The following is a 17,601-nucleotide window of genomic DNA, read 5'->3' on the forward strand; positions in this document are numbered from 1 at the left end:
AAGGCAAGGGACGCAGCTATGGCCCATGAAAAGAACCACGATTATCACATTCTGACCCCGTCGGCCTGGCCTTTGCTGGGGGCTGTTGGCGGTTTTGTCATGTTGTTCGGCGCGGTGCTCTGGATGCAGGGCATCACGCCCTGGATGTTCTGGATCGGCTTTGTCGGCGTGCTCTACGTCATGTTCGGCTGGTGGGCCGAGGTCGTCGCGGAAAGCCGGATCGGAGACCACACGCCAGTCGTGCGCATCGGTCTGCGCTATGGCTTCATCCTCTTTATCATGTCCGAGGTGATGTTCTTCGCGGCCTGGTTCTGGAGCTTTTTCAAACACGCCATCTACCCGATGAGCGATTATGCGGGCACGGAATACGTTCAGCCCGAGATTTATCACGTGGATGCCTTCCACCTGCCGCTGATCAACACGCTAGTGCTGCTGCTCTCGGGCTGCGCAGTGACATGGGCGCACCATGCGCTGGTGCATGGCGGGCCGCGCAAGGATTTGGTCAACGGCCTTGGTATTGCGGTGGTGCTCGGCGTCGCCTTCACCTTCCTGCAGGGCTATGAGTATTCGTACCTGCTCTATCAGGGCTGGGAGTTCGGCGGCGACAAGTTCTTCTCGAACTTCTTCATGGCCACAGGCTTCCACGGCGCACATGTGATCATCGGCACCATCTTCCTCGCGGTCTGCTGGGTCCGTGCGATGAAGGGGCATTTCACGGCTGAAAAGCATGTGGGCTTTGAAGCAGCCGCCTGGTACTGGCACTTTGTGGATGTAGTCTGGCTGTTCCTGTTCTTTGCCGTCTACATCTGGGGCGTCGCGCAGATGCCCGGCGCGCACTGAACGCCATCACATCGATACAGAGCAAAGCGCGCGGCTTCCGCGCGCTTTTCACGTTGAGAGGGCAGCTATGCGGCTTTGGTTCGGGTTGATTGTCGGGGTGATCGGTGTTGGCATCCTTGTCAGCCTCGGCATCTGGCAAGTGCAACGCCTGGCCTGGAAGCAAGAGGTGCTGACCCGGATAGAGACCGAAATCGCCGCCGCACCCGTGCCGCTGCACGCGGCTCTGGAGCCAGAGTTTTTGCGTTACGCGCCTGTCAAGTTAACTGGCACTTTCGATGCCAACCATACCCATGTTCGCGCGCTTGCCTCCAGAAAGAGCGTCGGCGCGGTCTATCGGATCATCCGCCCGTTTCAGGCCGAAGACTATGGCCGCATTCTGGTCGATACTGGATGGGTCCGGGACGGCATAGGTGAACTTCGTCCTATCCCTGAAGGTAAAGTCACCTTAGTGGGCAATCTTGACGCGCCCAACGAGGCGGATGGATTCACGCCAGCGCCAGAACTTGACACGAATATCTGGTTTGCGCGCGATGTTCCCGAAATGGCCCACGCCCTGAGCACCGAACCGGTGCTTGTTGTCCTGCGCGATGCGCCGGATTCAGACCTCGGCGTGACGCCCTGGCCGGTAGACACGGCTGGTATTCCGAACGATCACCTGCAATACGCCATCACATGGTTTTCCCTGGCGCTGATCTGGGGGGCCATGACTGTGTATTTCCTGCTGCGCACCGCGCGCAGCGCGCGCTGAGAGGGACGAGCGATGCGCTATATCTCCACCCGTGGCACGGCGCCCGTGCTGAATTTCGAAGAGGCGATGCTGACCGGGCTGGCCCGTGATGGCGGGCTTTACGTGCCCGAGGTGATTCCACAGATGGGTGTTGCGGATATCGCGCGCCTTGAAGGGCTCAGCTACGAGGCCATCGCCTATCGCGTCATGCGGCCCTTCGTGGGGGGTGTCTTCACTGACGACGAATTCGAAGGGATCATCGCGCGCGCCTATGCAGGCTTTGGCCACGCCGCCCGCGCGCCTCTGGTACAGCTGGATCAGGGGCATTTTCTGCTGGAGCTGTTCCACGGGCCGACGCTGGCCTTCAAGGACTTCGCCATGCAGCTCATCGGGCAAATGTTCCAGACAGCTCTGGGGCGTCGGGGAGAGCGTGTGACCATCGTGGGCGCCACCTCCGGTGATACCGGATCGGCGGCCATCGAGGCATTTCGCGGCCTCGACAATGTGGATGTGTTCATCCTCTACCCGCATGGGCGCATCTCGGAGGTGCAGCGGCGGCAGATGACGACCCCGGTGGAGAGCAATGTGCACGCGCTCGCCATGGACGGCGATTTTGATGAGTGTCAGGCCCGTCTGAAGGATATGTTCAACGACTTTGCCTTTCGCGACGAGGTGAAGCTTGCGGGTGTGAATTCGATCAACTGGGGCCGGGTGCTGGCGCAGGTGGTCTATTATTTCTCCGCTGCCGTGTCGGTGGGTGCGCCGCACCGCCCGGTCAGCTTCACCGTGCCCACGGGCAACTTCGGCGATATCTTTGCAGGTTACATCGCCAAGCGTATGGGCTTGCCAATCGACAAGCTGGTGGTGGCCACGAACCAGAACGACATCCTTGATCGCTGCCTCAAGGGGCAGGGCTATCACAAGGGCGCAACGGTGCCCTCGATCAGCCCATCGATGGACATTCAGGTCAGCTCCAACTTCGAGCGCGCGCTGTTTGATGCTTATGACCGTGAAGGGCCAGCCATCGTGCAACTGATGGACGAGCTGAAGGCGGGTGGCTTTGAGGTCAGCCAAGGCGCCATGCAGGTGCTGCAGTCGCACTACGCCTCGGGCCGCGCCTCAGAGGACGAGACGTCGGCGACAATCGCATCCGCACTCGCGACAACCGGAGAGCTGCTCTGCCCGCACTCCGCGGTGGGCGTGAAGGTGGCCGAAGAGCATCGCGTCACCGGCACGCCGATGATAACGCTTGCCACCGCGCACCCGGCGAAATTCCCCGATGCGGTGGAGCAGGCCGCGACGCAACGGCCCCCCTTGCCCCCGCGCATGGCAGACCTGTATGAACGCGCGGAACGGGTGAGCCGGGTGCCGAATGATTTGCAGGCGCTCATCTCGCATATCAAAGGGCACAGAGCTGCGTGACACTGAACCAACACCGTCTGCCGAACGGCTTTCGCATCGTCACTGAAGAAATCCCGGGGCTCGCCTCGGCCTCTGTCGGTGTCTGGGTCACCGCCGGTGCGCGGCACGAGTTGCCCGAGCAGAACGGCATTGCGCACTTCCTGGAACACATGGCCTTCAAGGGCACGAAGAGGCGCACCGCCCTGCAGATTGCAGAGAGCATCGAGGACGTGGGCGGCTACATCAACGCCTACACCAGCCGCGAGGTCACGGCCTACTATGCGCGCGTGCTGCAAAATGACGTGCCGCTGGCGATGGATGTGATCGCCGATATCCTGCTGAACCCGACGCTGGAGGACGCCGAGATCGAGGTCGAGCGCGGGGTGATCCTGCAGGAGATCGGCCAGGCGCTGGACACGCCGGACGATGTGATCTTTGACTGGCTGCAGGAAGAGGCGTACCCGGATCATCCGATGGGCCGCACCATTCTGGGCCCGGCTGAGCGTGTGGCGAAGTTCACCCGAGCAGATCTGCAGGGCTTTATCGCGCAGCACTACGGGCCTGAGCAGATGATCCTATCCGCAGCGGGAGCGGTGGACCACGAGGCCATTGTGAAATTGGCTGAGGAGCTGTTTGGCGGGATGCAGCCGCGCCCGGCCTTCAATGCGGATGCGGCCCGCTTTCTGGGCGGCGAACGCCGCCAGCCAAAGCCACTTGAGCAGGCGCATCTGGCGCTGGCCTTCGAGAGCCCGGGCTACCGCGAAGACAGCATCTATACGGCGCAGATCTATGCGTCCGCCCTGGGGGGCGGCATGTCGAGCCGCCTGTTCCAGGAGATCCGCGAAAATCGCGGGCTGTGCTATTCGATCTTTGCGCAGGCGGGGGCCTATGCTGATACGGGCATGACCACGATCTATGCGGGCACCAGCGCGGACCAGCTGCCGCAGCTGGCGGAGATCACCATTGATGAGATGAAGCGCGCGGCAAGCGACATGTCTCCCGCAGAGGTGGCGCGCGCGCGGGCGCAGATGAAGGCCGGGCTGTTGATGGGTTTGGAAAGCCCCTCCACGCGGGCCGAGCGGTTGGCGCGGCTGGTGCAGATATGGGACCGGGTGCCGCCGCTGGAAGAGACGGTGGCGATGATTGATGCGGTGACCACCGGGGACGTACGGGAGTTTGCGGAAGGCATGGCCTCGGTGGCCCCTGCGGCGCTCGCGCTCTATGGGCCGATCGAGGCTGCGCCCAGCCTGGCACAATTGCAGGAGCGGCGGGTGGCGTGATGCTGCGCGGGTTTCGCAAGCTCCGCATTGAGACCGAACGCATGACCTTGCGCCCGCCGATCCATTCGGATTTCCGCGCCTGGACAGGCTTGCGGGCGCAGAGCAAGGACTATCTGACCGCCTGGGAGCCAAGTTGGGCCAAGGACCATCTGACACGCAAGGCCTTTACCAACCGGGTCTATTGGGCGCAGCGCTCGGTGTCAGGCGGCACGGCGCTGCCGTTGTTCCTGATCCGGCGACAGGATGAGGCGCTGTTGGGGGCGATTACGCTGGACAACATTCGCCGGGGGCCTGCGCAATCGGGCACTCTGGGCTATTGGACCGGCCAGCCTTTTGCGCGGCAGGGCTATATGCGCGAGGCGATTACGGCACTGGTGCATTATGCCTTCACGCAGCTGGATCTGAGCCGAATCGAGGCCGCTTGTCTGCCGGAGAATGCCGCCTCGCGCGGGCTGCTGGAGCGGTCGGGGTTCAAATACGAAGGTGTGGCGCAGAGCTATCTGCAGATCGACGGGCGGTGGCGCACCCATGTACTTTATGCAGCGCTCCGCAGCGATCGGCGGGGCAGGACGGATGCGGGCTGAGTCTTCTATTGCGGCTTTTCGCAAAGCCGCGTGCCTCCGGCGGGGATATTTGGGAGCCAAAGACATCCTCTGTGCGTTTTCTTGGCATGCGTCGCAGTCCCGGGACGGAGCCCGGCGAAAACCATTCGGTGAATCGGACAGGTCGCGCTAGGCTAAGCCGGGATGCAGGAGGTGGCGATGCTGGTTCGGATTTTTGCAGCACTTGTTTTGCTGGCGCAGGCGGCGGGCGCACAGGAGCGCACGCCGAGCCATTGCATTGCGCTGGCGGAGGCGCCAGGGCTTGAGTATGTGGTGCCGGCGAGCCTTGGGCCGGTGGCTGAAGAGACGGTGCGCATTCACTATATTACCCATGCGAGTTTTCTGATCCGGTCGCATGGCGGGCTGAATATGGTCACCGATTACACCGGGTTCACGGGATCGGCGCCGATGATCCCGGATGTGGTCACCATGAACCACGCGCATGACACCCATTGGACGGCCAATCCCGATCCGGCCATTCCCCATGTTCTACCGGGCTGGGGGCCCTTTGGTCAGGGGATCACGCATCATCTGGATCTGGGTGAGGTGTTGGTGCGCAATGTCTCGACCGATATTCGGTCGCAGTTTTCCGGTGTGGAGGAGAAGGGCAATTCGATCTTTGTCTTTGAGCTGGCGGGTCTGTGTGTGGGCCATCTGGGGCATCTGCATCATGAGCCGGATGCGGAGCAATATGCAGCACTTGGGCGGCTGGATGTGGTGATGGCGCCGGTGGATGGGGGCTATACGCTGGATCTGCCGACGATGATCCGCGTGCTCAAGAGGTTGCGGTCGTCCGTGGTGATCCCGATGCATTGGTTTTCGCTCTACGGGCTGGATCAATTTCTGGTGGGTATGGCGGATGAGTTCGCTGTGGTCGAGGTGGGTGGCCCGGCGCTGGACATCTCGCTTGACCGTTTGCCGGGGCGGCCCACGGTGATGGTGTTGCGGCCGCAGCTTCTGAGCGAGTAGCCCTCTTGCATCGACCCGCGGGGCGGGGGATCAAAGGGGATGGATTTAAACGACGCCGATTCCGAATTTGAAGCGCTGTTGCGCGGGGCCTTGCCAGACGATGCCGTCGGGCCATCTGAGCCGCGGTATCTGGAGGAGCCGCGCGGGCGCTACCATGGGCGCGAGACGGTCGTGGTGCGCCCGCGATCGGCGGAGGAAGTGGCCACCGTGGTGCGGCTTGCAGGGCAAGCGCGCGTCGGTGTTGTGGCCTATGGCGGCGGCACCGGGCTGGTCGGTGGGCAGATCTCGACCGATGGGCCGTTGCCGGTGATCCTGTCGCTGGAGCGGATGGCGGCGATCCGGGAGGTGTATCCGCAGGAAAACGTGCTGATCTGTGACGCGGGTGCGGTGCTGGCGGATATTCAGGCGGCGGCGGATGCCGTGGAGCGTCTGTTTCCGCTGTCCCTGGCCTCGGAAGGCTCGGCGCGGATTGGCGGTAATCTGGCCACCAACGCGGGCGGCACGGCGGTGCTGCGCTATGGCAATGCGCGGGCGCTTTGTCTGGGGTTGGAGGCCGTGCTGCCGGATGGGCAGATCTGGCGCGGGCTGCAGCGGTTGCGTAAGGACAACACCGGCTATGATCTGCGCAACCTGCTGATCGGCTCAGAGGGCACGCTGGGGGTGATCACCGCAGCGGCGTTGAAGTTGAGCCCCAAACCCGCGGCCCGGGGAACGGCGATTTTTGTGGTGCCCTCGCCAAAGGCGGCGCTGGATCTGCTGGCGCTGGCCCAGGCGCAGTTGGGTGAGTTGGTCAGCGGTTTTGAGTTGATCAGCGGGCAGGGGCTGGCGTTCCTGGCTGAGACCGTGCCCGAGGTGCGGCAGCCCTTTGACGCAGCGCCCGATTGGGCGGTGTTGGTTGACGTTGGTCTGGTGGCGGGTCTGGATCCGCAGGGCGCGCTGGAGCAGCTGTTTGTGGCGGCTGCTGAGGCCGGGTTGGCGCTGGACGGAGTGATTGCGCAGAGTGCGCAGCAGTCGGATGAGTTCTGGTTCGTGCGGGAGCACATTCCGGAGGCGAACAAGCGCATAGGGGCTGTGATCTCAAGCGATGTGTCGGTGCCCCTAGGCGCCATTCCGGAGTTTGTTGAGCTTGGCCGGGCTGAGATCGCCAAGATCGGTGCCTTCCGGATCAATTGCTTTGGTCATGTGGGGGATGGCAACCTGCACTACAACGTCTTCCCGCTGCCGGGCGGGCGGGCTGCGGATCATGCCAATCAGCGGGGGGACCTGCAGCGGGCGGTGCATGATCTGGCGCATCGTCTGGGCGGTTCGGTCAGTGCTGAGCATGGGGTTGGGCGGTTGAAGGTGGAGGATCTGGAGCGCTATGGCGATCCAGCGAAGCTGTCGGCTTTGCGTGCGATCAAGGCGGCCCTTGACCCGCTGGGCATCATGAATCCGGGTGCTGTTCTGCGAAATTGAGGCGCTGACGCGCCACACGATGTTTTTCAAATCCCTCCGGGATTTGGTTTTGGGCGCTCAGAGGCCCTCGAAGGCGCAGAGCGCGTGCACGTCCATCCCCATGTCTTCGAGGCGTTTGCGTCCGCCGAGCCCTGGTAGGTCAATGATGAAGGCGCAGGAGATGATTTCTCCGCCAAGCCGTTCCAGCAGTTTGATGCCGGCCTCCGCTGTGCCACCCGTGGCGAGCAGATCGTCGACCACCAGGAGTTTTTCGCCTGCGGTGATGGCGTCGTCGTGGATTTCGACAATCGCTTCGCCGTATTCGAGCTTGTAGTCCTGGCTGATGGTGGTGCCGGGCAGCTTGCCTTTCTTCCGAATGGGAACGAAGCCCACGGAGAGTTGGTGCGCGATGGCACCACCGAGGATGAAGCCGCGTGCCTCCAGCCCCACAACCTTGTCGATTTGCAGGCCTGCATAGGGGTGCAGCATCTGGTCGATGGCCATACGGAACCCACGCGGGTCAGCGAAGAGCGTGGTCACGTCGCGGAACATGATCCCCTCGTGAGGAAAGTCGACGATGGTGCGAATGTAGTCCTGGACGGTTTTCATGTGGCTCTCCGGAGGGTGGCTGTGAGCACGCCCATGCCGACCAAGGTGGCGCCGCCTGCACGGGTGAGCCAGGTGATAACGTTTGGGCGATCGATTGTGCGGCGCATGCGGTCAGCGAGCAGGGCGTAGGCTAGCGCGTTGAGGGCGGCCAGCGTGCAGAAGGTGACGATGAGTGTTGCGAATTGCGGCAGCAGCGGTGCCTCCGGGCGGATGAACTGTGGAACGAAGGCGATGAAAAACGCGATGGACTTCGGGTTCAGCGCGGTGACTGTGGCGGCGTGGCCAAAGACACCACGGGCGCTGATCTCGCTGCCGGGCAGGGCGAGGCCTTTGGAGGGCGCGGAGCGGATCAGATTGAGACCGAGCCAGATGAGGTAGATTGCACCAATCCATTTCAGCAGGGTGAAGAGCGTGGCGGAGGCCAGGACGAGTGCCCCGAGGCCTGCAAGCGAGGCAGTCATGGCGATAAAATCGCCCACCGCCACGCCCCCCGCAGAGGCAACGGCCACAGAGCGGCCCTTGCTCAGCGCGTAGCTCAGCACCAGCAGGACGGTGGGGCCGGGGATCAGCAGCAGTGCGGTGGAGGCCGCGACAAAGGCGAGCCAGAGGTCAAGGTGCATCGGGGGGTCTCCTATGAGAGCAGGCGGCCTGCAACCGCGTCCAGTTTTGACATGAGCGCCGCGTCGCGGGCGTCGGGGGCTGTCAGAATGGCATGGTCGAGCGCGCGGTCACAGCCGTGCGGGCAGGGCGGGCGGTCTGATCCCAGCAGGGCGGGCAGGCGGCGCAGCATGTCGCGCGCCTTGTCGGCGTTGCCTCGGAGTGTGGCAATGATTTGCGTCACATCCACCGCACCGTGGTCTGGGTGCCAGCTGTCATAGTCGGTGATCATGGCGACGGAGGCGTAGCACAGCTCCGCCTCGCGGGCGAGCTTGGCCTCTGGCATGTTGGTCATGCCGATCACATCGCAGCCCCAGGCCTCGCGATATATCTTCGATTCGGCCATGGTCGAGAACTGCGGGCCCTCCATAGCGAGATAGGTGCCGCCCTTGTGCACGGTGATGCCCGTGCCTGTCGCGGCAGTCTCGCAGGCATCGGTCAGGCGCGGGCAGGTTGGATGCGCGACTGAAACATGGGCCACGCAGCCTGTGCCAAAGAAGCTTTTCTCGCGGGCGAAGGTGCGGTCGATGAACTGATCGACCAGTACAAAGTCGCCCGGGGCCATCTCCTCCCGGAACGACCCGCAAGCGGAGACAGAGATCACATCGGTGCAGCCCAACCGTTTCAGCGCGTCGATGTTGGCGCGATAAGGCACAGTGGTGGGGCTGTGCACATGCCCGCGCCCGTGGCGAGGCAGGAACGCCATTTCGGTGCCGTCCAATCTGCCAGTCAGAATGGCATCAGATGGGGTGCCCCACGGGCTCTCGACGGTGATCCATTCAGCGTCTTCCAACCCATCGATATCGTAGATGCCAGAGCCGCCAATCACGGCGATTTTGGGTGCGGTCATTTCGGGCTCCGTTGTTGCCGATGGGGATCGTGGCGGGAATGCGCGGTGAAATCAATGGGGTGGGATGGTTGATTTTTGATAAGCGCCGCGCGCGTCATGCCCGCCGGATGATGCCGGTGATGGCGGCGGCACCGAGGGCTGTTACGATCCAACCTGCGATGGAGAGAAAGAACTCGTATCGCCAGAGCCTCTGGCCCCATATCCCCCGGTTTGTCGATGGCGCCCAAGCGTCAGTTTGGCCGAGGTCGATGATGGGGATCACTAGGTCGGCCCCGTAGGCCAGGGGGTTGAACGTCGCCCAGTCACGCCCATCACCGTTTCGGGCGGACCAGGTGTCTGCCGGATTTGCTACGGTGTTTTTCAAGGCCACCCAGTCGTTACTTGTCAGCATAACAGCAGAGTTCGGAGCCATGCTGCCTTCGTCCCAGGCCATGTGCGCCAGCCATGTCGCGAGCAGCGTCATTGCAGCCAAGATCCAAAGGCTGCGAAAGGGTCGGATGCCGTAGCCCACAACGAAACGCAGCAAGAAGTCGACGGAGTGCAGCCATAGGTTTGTGATGTCCCGCAACAGTCCCAGAAAGGCGACACTGACATCGCCGTTTGGCTCAACGCGGCGCTGCTCTCTGCCATGTCTCCGACGCTGTCGTTCGAGGTCGAACAGGACGATTCGCGCATCCTCCTTGTGCCCAATCTCGCGATAGACCTTGGCCAGCTGGGTGTAGGGCTGGGGATAGAACTCATGGCCCCATGTGCTGCCTTTGGCCAACCAATCGAGCCGGTCCTTGAGCCGCGGAAACGCTGCATTTTCCACACCCAAATATATAAACCCATCTAGAATGAGCCGATCTTTCGGCGGCCAGCTCTCCGGATCGTCAACCACTGTGCTGACCTGTGCCCCGGTCAAGTCGATGACACCGTTTGTAGTGCTCACGCCCCGAAAGAAGAAAAGCCTCCCTCACCTGCATGCCTTGGGCGTTTAGCGCGCGCTCTGTACCGGAGGTTGCGTTGAATCTAGCACCCTCACAGTCAAGCTGTCCGCCGATGATGGCGCCGTTGACGGTGACGTTTGCCTCGGCTGTGATGTTGCGCAGGAAAACATCTCCCGTCACTTTCGCGCCTTGAGCATTGAGTGCGGGAAATACGCTGTTGTTCAGGTTGAAAAGCTGCAGTTTCGACTGAAGAGCCCGAATTGGTTGGTCAAAACGGCACCGGATTAGGCCGGTTACTCCTTGTGCGGTGGCGAGTTTCAGATCTAAGTCGCCGGTGATACGGGCAGCGCGAAGATCAACGCCCCAATCTGCAACCGGGTGGGCATCGCAGCCGCCAGTGATGAGATAGCGCAGAACATCGGCACGGATGTGGATCTGCGGGTCTGGCGTGCCTTTTGGCGGAACTTCGTTTCCAAGGACACAAGGCTTGCCAGCGAGACAGGCGGCGAGGAGTTTTTCTTCGGCTGGGGTGGGACCACCAAGTTTTTCATTGATACCGGCGCGGGTGCGGATGAGGGGCATGAAAGGGCTCGGCTAAAAAATGTGCAAAGGATGCGGTCAGATTAGTGGATCGGCTGGGTCTGTGAAGGGCAGGCGGGACGCAGGGCAATGAAATCTTTACCATGATGGCGCATGAGCGCGGGGTTTCCATTTCAGGGGAAAGGGTCTAGGGAGCGCTGCTGTGGGCTTTGCAACCTGACACGGCCCGTTCAAACCAGAGTTTAGGAATTTGAGAATGGCGCGAACACCGTTCAGCACCTTTAAGAAAAATTTGGCCATGACCGATCTGCGCTGGATGCCGGATGAAGGGTTCTCGCCGCAGCGGTTGCGGATTGAGTTGCTTTCCGGCCTGACTGTGGCGCTGGCGTTGGTGCCGGAGGCGGTGGCCTTTGCCTTTGTCGCCGGGGTGCACCCGCTGGTGGGGCTGTACGCGGCGTTTCTGGTGGGGCTGATCACGGCGCTGATTGGTGGGCGGCCGGGGATGATTTCGGGGGCGACGGGTGCTCTGGCGGTGGTGATGGTGTCGCTGGTGGCCACGCATGGGGTGGAATATCTGTTTGCCACGGTGGTGCTGATGGGGCTGTTGCAGGTCATCGCCGGGGTCATGCAATGGGGCAAGTTCATCAGGTTGGTGCCGCATCCGGTGATGCTGGGCTTTGTGAACGGGCTGGCGATTGTGATTTTCCTGGCGCAGTTGGGGCAGTTCAAGGTGCCAGGCACGATGGAGAACACCGGCCACGGCATGGGCGGCGGCGAGTGGCTGTCGGGCCAGCCGCTCTATCTGATGCTGGCGCTGGTGGCGGTGACCATGGCGATCATCTGGGTGACGCCGCGGATCACGCGTGTGATCCCGGCGCCTCTGGCGGGGATCGGGATCGTCGCGGCGGTTGTGATTGGTTTCGGGTTGGAGGTGCCGCGTGTGGGGGATCTGGCCTCTATCCAAGGAGGGCTGCCGAGCCTGCATATCCCGGTTGTGCCACTGACCTGGGAGACCTTTGAGATCATTCTGCCTTATGCGGTGATCCTGGCCGCCATTGGATTGATCGAAAGCTTGCTGACGCTGAACCTTGTGGGTGATATCACCAACCAGCGGGGCGGGGCCAGCCAGGAGTGTATTGCGCAGGGGGTGGCGAACACGGTCACCGGGTTCTTTGGGGGCATGGGCGGCTGTGCGATGATCGGTCAGTCGATGATCAACGTGAAATCGGGCGGGCGCACGCGCGTTGCGGGCATTGCTGCTGCGGTGTTTTTGCTGCTGTTCATTCTGGTGGGTGCGCCGGTCATCGAGCTTATTCCATTGGCAGCACTTGTGGGTGTGATGTTCATGGTGGTGATCGGGACGTTCGCCTGGAACAGCCTGACGATCCTGCGCAAGGTGCCCTTCACAGATGCGTTCGTGATTTTGCTGGTGACGGTGGTGACCGTCATGGAGGATTTGGCGGTGGCCGTGGTGGTGGGCGTGATTGTCAGCGCGCTGGCCTATGCCTGGAACAATGCGCGGCGCATTCACGCCACGACGCGGCAGTCAAACACCGAGGAGGGTGCCAAGGTCTATGAGATCCACGGGCCGCTGTTCTTTGGATCGACGGATGGGTTTGTCGAGCTTTTTGACGTGGCGGGTGATCCGGAGACTGTGATCGTGGACTTTGCCGAGAGCCGGGTGGTAGACCAATCCGCGCTACAGGCCATCGAGGCCATTGCCGAGAAGTATGAGGCGGCCGGCAAGACGGTGATGTTGCGGCACCTCAGTCGGGATTGTCACCGGTTGCTGAACAAGGCCGGGCAGTTGATGGTGGATAGTGATGATGATCCGGACTATGAATTGGCCGTGGATTACTCGGTTCGGACGGGGAGCCTGGGCGGGCATTGACGCCGTGCGGCGCTGTTGGCCTGCGGCCAAGGCGCCCCGCCCACCGTCCCTTGGTGTCGCGAGATTGGTGAGCGGAACGGACCGCAGGTTTGCTGTTGCAAACCCACTTGTCCGCGTCGTCGCTCCGTTGGAGCGACGGGGTTAGTAGATCTTGAAGCTTGCGACAAAGGGCAAGTGATCCGAGACGCTGCGCCGGAAAGCTTCGCGCCCCATGTCCATCGTCCAGTGCATCGGGAAGAGGCGCAGGCTGCCTTTGATGTAGTCCGTCGAGAAATTGCGGCTGACGGCAAAGCCATCGAGCAGATTGGCGCGGCCCTTTTCAAGGATATGTGAGAAGCGGTCCTGCAGATCCCAGGATGAGACGAAGTCCATCACGTCATCGCCACCAAGGTAGTGGAAGTTCGATACATCCTGGCCGGGGATCATGTTGAAATCGCCCATCAGGAAAATCGCCCGACGTTTGAGGCCCGGTGTCAGGTGGATGTTGGTGATGTAGTCGCCGATCACCTTGCACTGGCTGTCTCGCGTCTTTTGTTCATCGCGGTCGCGGCCGGATTTCAGGTGCACGCCGATCACAATCGCCTTCAGCTTGGCGATTTCGATATCCACTGCAAAGGCCTGGCGACCCCGGCCATAGTCCCCCTCGGAGCCATCGATGAAGCGCGGGTTGGTCACCTCGATCCCCGGTTTGTGCAGAAAACCGATGTGAATATTGCCGTTTTTCTGCGGCAGGATCGTGTGGTTGTAGTCGACCCCGAAGGTTTTTAGGCGCGCGACCAGCGTCTCGATATAGTTGAGCGGGGAGACCTCTATGAGCGTGACGAACTCTGCATCGAGAAGGGCAAGCCCTTCGGCCTGTTTCTCGGCCTTCTTGGACCGCGCTGAGATACCCACAGGGCGACCGGGCCGCGTGAACCCTGCGAGGTTCCAGACGGCGGCGCGAATAATGGAGTGATTGAAATTGGTCATAACATCTGTCCCAAACTGTTTGCGGACGAAACCGTGGTCCGCGCTGCATCAATGGATGCAGCATAACACAGGTTGGGGCTTGGGGTGACAGACCTATTCAGGAGCCGGGCCGCACCAGTTCAAAAAGTTCCGTTACGCGGGAGTAGTCGTGATAGCCCAGACGGCTCAGCGGCTGGAAACGGCTGACATCGAAGCGTCCGTCGATCAGCGTGTCATCGCGAAGGTGCACGCCGACAACCTCGCCGAAGACCACGAAGTTGCTCTCTCCTTCGATCTTGATGATCTGGGTCATGCGGCACTCCAGCGCGGCTGGCGCGCCTGAGACGCGCGCGCAGGTGATCTCCGTGCACTCGACCGGGGTTGCGCCTGCGACAGCGAATTCGTCTTCGTCTTTGTCAAGCGGGGCGGAGGAGGCGTTCATCACGTCGCGCATCGCGTATTCAACGATATTGACGCAGAACTGGCCCGTGTCGCGGATATTCGCGACCGTGTCCTTTGTATCGTCCTGATCGGGTTTGCGGCTGGTGGAGGCAAACATCACCTGCGGCGGCACGTAAGCCACTGCATTGAAGAAAGAGTAGGGCGCAAGGTTATTCCGGCCGTCCGCGTCACGCGTGGAGATCCAGCCGATGGGACGGGGGCTGACGATGGCGTTGAAGGGGTTGTGTGGCAGGCCGTGACCATCGGCAGGGCGGTAGAACATTGCAGGCTCCTGAGTGTTTGCAGCGGATGTAACGCATGTGCTACGGGCGGACCACCTGAAATCCGAGGCGGGGCGATTGGCCGTCTGATGTATAGATTTGCTGCAGAGACCCGCCAGGATGTCTATGAGGTCGAGGCGCTGTTTGATCTGTGTTTTGCGCCGGGGCGCGAGGCGCTGTCGTCTTATCGCCTGCGTGACGACGTCCCGCCAATCAGGAGCCTGAGTCTGGTTGCGCGGGATGCGGAGGATATCTTGTCCGGTGCGATCCGGTTCTGGCCCGTCACCATCGATGGGGCTGTGACGTTGCTGCTGGGCCCGATTGCGGTGCACCCGACGCGGCAGGGGGAAGGGCTGGCCTCCGATCTGGTGCGGCTGTCGTTGGATCGCGCTCTGGAGGCGGGCTGGCAGCGCGTCATGCTGGTGGGCGACGCGCCCTACTACCAGAGGTTCGGCTTTGAGAAGCTGGAGCATGTCGTGATGCCGCCGCCGACAAACCCTGATCGTGTGCTTGGCCGATCGCTGGTTCCGGGCGCCTGGGACAGTGTGACAGGTGAGGTGCTGCGTTGGGCTGGCCAGCGGTTGCCCGGCGATTGAAAACCACACGACAGCGCCCATCTTGAGGGCAGGAGGCGCTGATGAGCGGCATCACACAGATTGTGCCGGTTGATGTGGACCGGGAGTTGGATGCCTTGGCCAGGCGTTACCGGCGTGCGGGCAACGGCGCAATTGATGTGCTGAACCTGGTGGGCGGGCGCGCGGAAGGTCTGTTGGAGCGGTTGCCTCGATCCGTGCGGTCCAGCTTGCAGGGTGCCACGCGCCGCGCTTTGGAGCAGGCGATGAAGGTGGCGCACGGCAGCCGTGGGGTGATCCCCGATCAGAAAGGCTGGCTCAACACGGCTGTTGGGACCGCGATGGGGGCTGCGGGCGGGGCTGGCGGCTTGCCCACAGCGCTGGCTGAACTGCCGGTGACCACCACGCTGCTGTTGCGGATCATTCAGGGCGTTGCGGTGGAGCATGGATTTGACCCGGCCTCCGAGAGTGTGCAGTTTGACTGTGTGGAGGTCTTTGCCGCTGCCGGACCCTTGGAGACTGACGACGGTGCGGATTTGGGCTTTCTCTCCGCGCGCATGACGCTGACCGGTCCCGCGATGCAGGGGGTATTGGCCCGCGTCGCGCCCAAACTGGCTGCGGTTTTGGGCCAAAAGCTGGCGGCGCAGACGATCCCGGTTCTGGGAGCGGTGGCTGGTGCGGCCACGAACTACACCTACACGACCTATTATCAGGAGATTGCGCATGTGCATTTCGGCCTGCGCAGGTTGGCAATTGACGCCGACATCCCGCTAGACGATCTTGTCACGCGCCTGCGCCAACGCATAGCGGTGAAGATCGCATCCTGAGTATGGTGCGTGCCGACCCTAGGCAACGGGCCTGAGTTCGGGCATATCTAACGATATTCCTTGTGCGTTTTTCGTGCGGCAGTCCGATGGATTTGGGCGATCATGATCAAGCAACTGCCAATTTTCCTCTCCGGCGCTGGCAAACGCGATGTCCGGACGCAGTTTGCCGCACTGTGCTACCGGGTGCGCAAGAACAAGGTGCGGGTCTTGATGATCACCTCTCGTGGCACGCAGCGGTGGATTGTGCCCAAGGGCTGGCCGATGGATGGTGTGACGCCGGCGGCCTCTGCGGCTCAGGAAGCCTGGGAGGAGGCCGGGGTCCGGGGGACGCCGGATGACCGGTGTCTGGGCATCTTCTCCTACAGCAAGGATGCGGATGACCTCGGCGCGCTGCCGTGTCTGGCGATGGTCTACGCGGTGAAGGTCGAGGCGTTGGCGGACGACTACCCCGAAGCCGGGCAGCGGCAGCGCAAATGGATGTCGCGGAAGAAGGCCTCACGCCTCGTCGATGAGCCGGAATTGGCCCGTATTCTGAGGGATTTTGACCCACGCGCGCAGGGCGGGTCGTCTTGACCTCGCATGGGGGCTGCCCCATGTGCTAATCACTTGGTAACCACTTTCAGGGTACGAGCAGGTTATGATTCAATATGCGCTCAGATGTGATCAGGGCCATGATTTCGACAGCTGGTTTCAGTCTGCCGCTGCTTTTGACGCGTTGAAAGGCTCTGGCCATATCTCCTGTGCCATCTGTGGATCAGGGGAGGTGGACAAGGCCATCATGGCGCCGCGTGTCTCCGTACCAGCCACCGCCACCAAGACAGAGGGCGCTCTGAGCAAGCCCAGCTCGGATAGCGAGACAGCGATCGCGGACCTGCGCCGCCATCTTGAGGAAAACGCGGATTACGTCGGCCCGCGTTTTGCGGAAGAGGCGCGTTCCATGTATCTGGGTACAACACCGGAGCGCGCGATCTACGGTGAGGCGAACACCGCCGAGGCCAAACAGCTGATCGAAGACGGGGTGCCCGTGGCACCGCTGCCATTCCGACCAACGCGAAAAGCGAATTGACCTCATGACAATTGTGATCACCGGCGCAAGCCGTGGCATCGGCGCAGGGCTGGCGCAAGCCTACGCCGCGCGTGGCTACGAGGTCATCGGGACCACACGTGGTGGTGATCACATGCTCGATGTGGCGGACCCCGCCAGTCATGACCGCTTTGCTTCAGGGCTTGGCGGTCGCCCTGTGGATCTTCTGGTCTGCAATGCAGGTGTCTATCTGGACAAAGGTCAGATGCTGGAGGACGGGTACCCGCCCGCGCAATGGGCGCAAAGCTTTGCAGTGAATGTTACCGGTGTTTTTCTGTCCGTGCAGTCGCTTTTGCCCAACCTGCGCGCTGCCAAGAGTGCAAAAATTGCAATTATTTCGTCTCAGATGGCGTCGTCAGAGCGCGCGCCAGGGGGCAGCTATATCTACCGCGCCTCAAAGGCTGCCGCGCTGAATCTGGGGCGGAATCTCGCCACCGACCTGATGCCAGAGGGCATTGCCGTGGGTATCTACCATCCCGGGTGGGTCCAGACCGATATGGGCACCGCCGCTGCCGAGATCACCGTGGCTGAGGCTGTCGCAGGGCTGGTGGCGCGGTTCGATGCGTTGGAGTTGGCGCGCACAGGCGTGTTTGAAACCTGGGACGGTCGCCCGCACGCCTACTGATCACGTGGCCTGAGCATCACATATCCGCCGCCCTTGGGTGGCTTGTGGTTCCGCGCGGCAGAGCGTAAACCCGCCGCGATTGATGCAAGGGACC

At 62.1% G+C, this 17,601-nt stretch carries 20 protein-coding genes; 13 read left to right on the forward strand and 7 right to left on the reverse strand.

Annotated features, from left to right (window positions below; all coding sequences use genetic code 11):
• Nucleotides 1-18: 18 nt before the first annotated feature.
• The 7 genes from So717_RS16550 to So717_RS16580 all read left to right on the forward strand — a co-directional run bounded on the left by So717_RS16550 (nucleotide 19) and on the right by So717_RS16580 (nucleotide 7,274).
• The gene (locus tag So717_RS16550) at nucleotides 19-840 is read left to right on the forward strand and encodes a cytochrome c oxidase subunit 3 (protein ID WP_159979311.1); all 822 of its coding nucleotides are present in this window, start codon (nucleotides 19-21) and stop codon (nucleotides 838-840) included.
• A 67-nt stretch (nucleotides 841-907) separates the two neighbouring features.
• Entirely contained in the window at nucleotides 908-1,588 is a 681-nt protein-coding gene (locus So717_RS16555; protein ID WP_159979313.1) for an SURF1 family protein, read from the forward strand.
• Between the two features lie 12 nt (nucleotides 1,589-1,600).
• Entirely contained in the window at nucleotides 1,601-2,989 is a 1,389-nt protein-coding gene (gene thrC / locus So717_RS16560) for a threonine synthase (protein ID WP_159979315.1), read from the forward strand.
• A complete protein-coding gene (locus tag So717_RS16565) occupies nucleotides 2,986-4,248 on the forward strand; it encodes a M16 family metallopeptidase (protein WP_159979317.1) in 1,263 nt (420 codons plus the stop codon). The genes thrC and So717_RS16565 overlap by 4 nt, the downstream gene beginning before the upstream one ends.
• The gene (locus tag So717_RS16570; protein ID WP_159979319.1) at nucleotides 4,248-4,832 is read left to right on the forward strand and encodes a GNAT family N-acetyltransferase; all 585 of its coding nucleotides are present in this window, start codon (nucleotides 4,248-4,250) and stop codon (nucleotides 4,830-4,832) included. Before So717_RS16565 ends, So717_RS16570 begins: the two co-directional genes overlap by 1 nt.
• Nucleotides 4,833-5,009: 177 nt before the next feature.
• Nucleotides 5,010-5,819 (forward strand): MBL fold metallo-hydrolase, encoded by an 810-nt coding sequence (locus So717_RS16575; RefSeq protein ID WP_159979321.1) that lies wholly within the window; start codon nucleotides 5,010-5,012, stop codon nucleotides 5,817-5,819.
• Between the two features lie 39 nt (nucleotides 5,820-5,858).
• Nucleotides 5,859-7,274 (forward strand): FAD-binding oxidoreductase, encoded by a 1,416-nt coding sequence (locus tag So717_RS16580; protein ID WP_159979323.1) that lies wholly within the window; start codon nucleotides 5,859-5,861, stop codon nucleotides 7,272-7,274.
• Between the two features lie 57 nt (nucleotides 7,275-7,331).
• On the opposite strand, the gene So717_RS16585 is transcribed toward So717_RS16580, so the two are convergent.
• The 5 genes from So717_RS16585 to So717_RS16605 all read right to left on the reverse strand — a co-directional run bounded on the left by So717_RS16585 (nucleotide 7,332) and on the right by So717_RS16605 (nucleotide 10,880).
• Complete coding sequence (locus tag So717_RS16585; protein ID WP_159979325.1) at nucleotides 7,332-7,862, reverse strand: adenine phosphoribosyltransferase; 531 nt, start codon at nucleotides 7,860-7,862, stop codon at nucleotides 7,332-7,334.
• Nucleotides 7,859-8,482 (reverse strand): LysE family translocator, encoded by a 624-nt coding sequence (locus So717_RS16590; RefSeq protein ID WP_159979327.1) that lies wholly within the window; start codon nucleotides 8,480-8,482, stop codon nucleotides 7,859-7,861. The genes So717_RS16585 and So717_RS16590 overlap by 4 nt, the downstream gene beginning before the upstream one ends.
• Before the next feature lie 11 nt (nucleotides 8,483-8,493).
• Nucleotides 8,494-9,369 (reverse strand): S-methyl-5'-thioadenosine phosphorylase, encoded by an 876-nt coding sequence (locus tag So717_RS16595; protein WP_159979329.1) that lies wholly within the window; start codon nucleotides 9,367-9,369, stop codon nucleotides 8,494-8,496.
• A gap of 94 nt (nucleotides 9,370-9,463) precedes the next feature.
• Nucleotides 9,464-10,300, reverse strand: a complete 837-nt coding sequence (locus So717_RS16600; protein ID WP_159979331.1) for a hypothetical protein — start codon at nucleotides 10,298-10,300, stop codon at nucleotides 9,464-9,466.
• Nucleotides 10,242-10,880, reverse strand: a complete 639-nt coding sequence (locus tag So717_RS16605; RefSeq protein WP_159979333.1) for a hypothetical protein — start codon at nucleotides 10,878-10,880, stop codon at nucleotides 10,242-10,244. The genes So717_RS16600 and So717_RS16605 overlap by 59 nt, the downstream gene beginning before the upstream one ends.
• Before the next feature lie 214 nt (nucleotides 10,881-11,094).
• Between So717_RS16605 and So717_RS16610 the strand changes: the two genes are divergently transcribed.
• The gene (locus So717_RS16610) at nucleotides 11,095-12,729 is read left to right on the forward strand and encodes a SulP family inorganic anion transporter (RefSeq protein WP_159979335.1); all 1,635 of its coding nucleotides are present in this window, start codon (nucleotides 11,095-11,097) and stop codon (nucleotides 12,727-12,729) included.
• 141 nt (nucleotides 12,730-12,870) lie between these two features.
• Here the strand turns inward: So717_RS16610 and So717_RS16615 are convergent, their stop codons facing one another.
• A complete protein-coding gene (locus tag So717_RS16615) occupies nucleotides 12,871-13,698 on the reverse strand; it encodes an endonuclease/exonuclease/phosphatase family protein (protein WP_159979337.1) in 828 nt (275 codons plus the stop codon).
• 97 nt (nucleotides 13,699-13,795) lie between these two features.
• On the reverse strand, nucleotides 13,796-14,401 hold the full coding sequence (locus So717_RS16620; protein ID WP_159979339.1) for a flavin reductase family protein: 606 nt from the start codon (nucleotides 14,399-14,401) through the stop codon (nucleotides 13,796-13,798).
• An 87-nt stretch (nucleotides 14,402-14,488) separates the two neighbouring features.
• Between So717_RS16620 and So717_RS16625 the strand changes: the two genes are divergently transcribed.
• From So717_RS16625 to So717_RS16645, 5 genes are all read left to right on the forward strand, one after another.
• Nucleotides 14,489-14,995, forward strand: a complete 507-nt coding sequence (locus tag So717_RS16625; protein WP_159979341.1) for a GNAT family N-acetyltransferase — start codon at nucleotides 14,489-14,491, stop codon at nucleotides 14,993-14,995.
• Nucleotides 14,996-15,036: 41 nt separating this feature from the next.
• Complete coding sequence (locus So717_RS16630) at nucleotides 15,037-15,798, forward strand: EcsC family protein (RefSeq protein ID WP_159979343.1); 762 nt, start codon at nucleotides 15,037-15,039, stop codon at nucleotides 15,796-15,798.
• 102 nt (nucleotides 15,799-15,900) lie between these two features.
• Nucleotides 15,901-16,371, forward strand: coding sequence for an NUDIX hydrolase (locus So717_RS16635; RefSeq protein ID WP_159979345.1), 471 nt, complete (start codon nucleotides 15,901-15,903; stop codon nucleotides 16,369-16,371).
• A 64-nt stretch (nucleotides 16,372-16,435) separates the two neighbouring features.
• Nucleotides 16,436-16,864, forward strand: coding sequence for a DUF1178 family protein (locus tag So717_RS16640; protein WP_159979347.1), 429 nt, complete (start codon nucleotides 16,436-16,438; stop codon nucleotides 16,862-16,864).
• Nucleotides 16,865-16,868: 4 nt separating this feature from the next.
• Nucleotides 16,869-17,507, forward strand: coding sequence for an SDR family NAD(P)-dependent oxidoreductase (locus So717_RS16645; RefSeq protein ID WP_159979349.1), 639 nt, complete (start codon nucleotides 16,869-16,871; stop codon nucleotides 17,505-17,507).
• The last annotated feature ends 94 nt before the right edge of the window (nucleotides 17,508-17,601 follow it).

It is taken from the genome of Roseobacter cerasinus, from assembly GCF_009811755.1.
GTDB lineage: Bacteria > Pseudomonadota > Alphaproteobacteria > Rhodobacterales > Rhodobacteraceae > Roseobacter > Roseobacter cerasinus.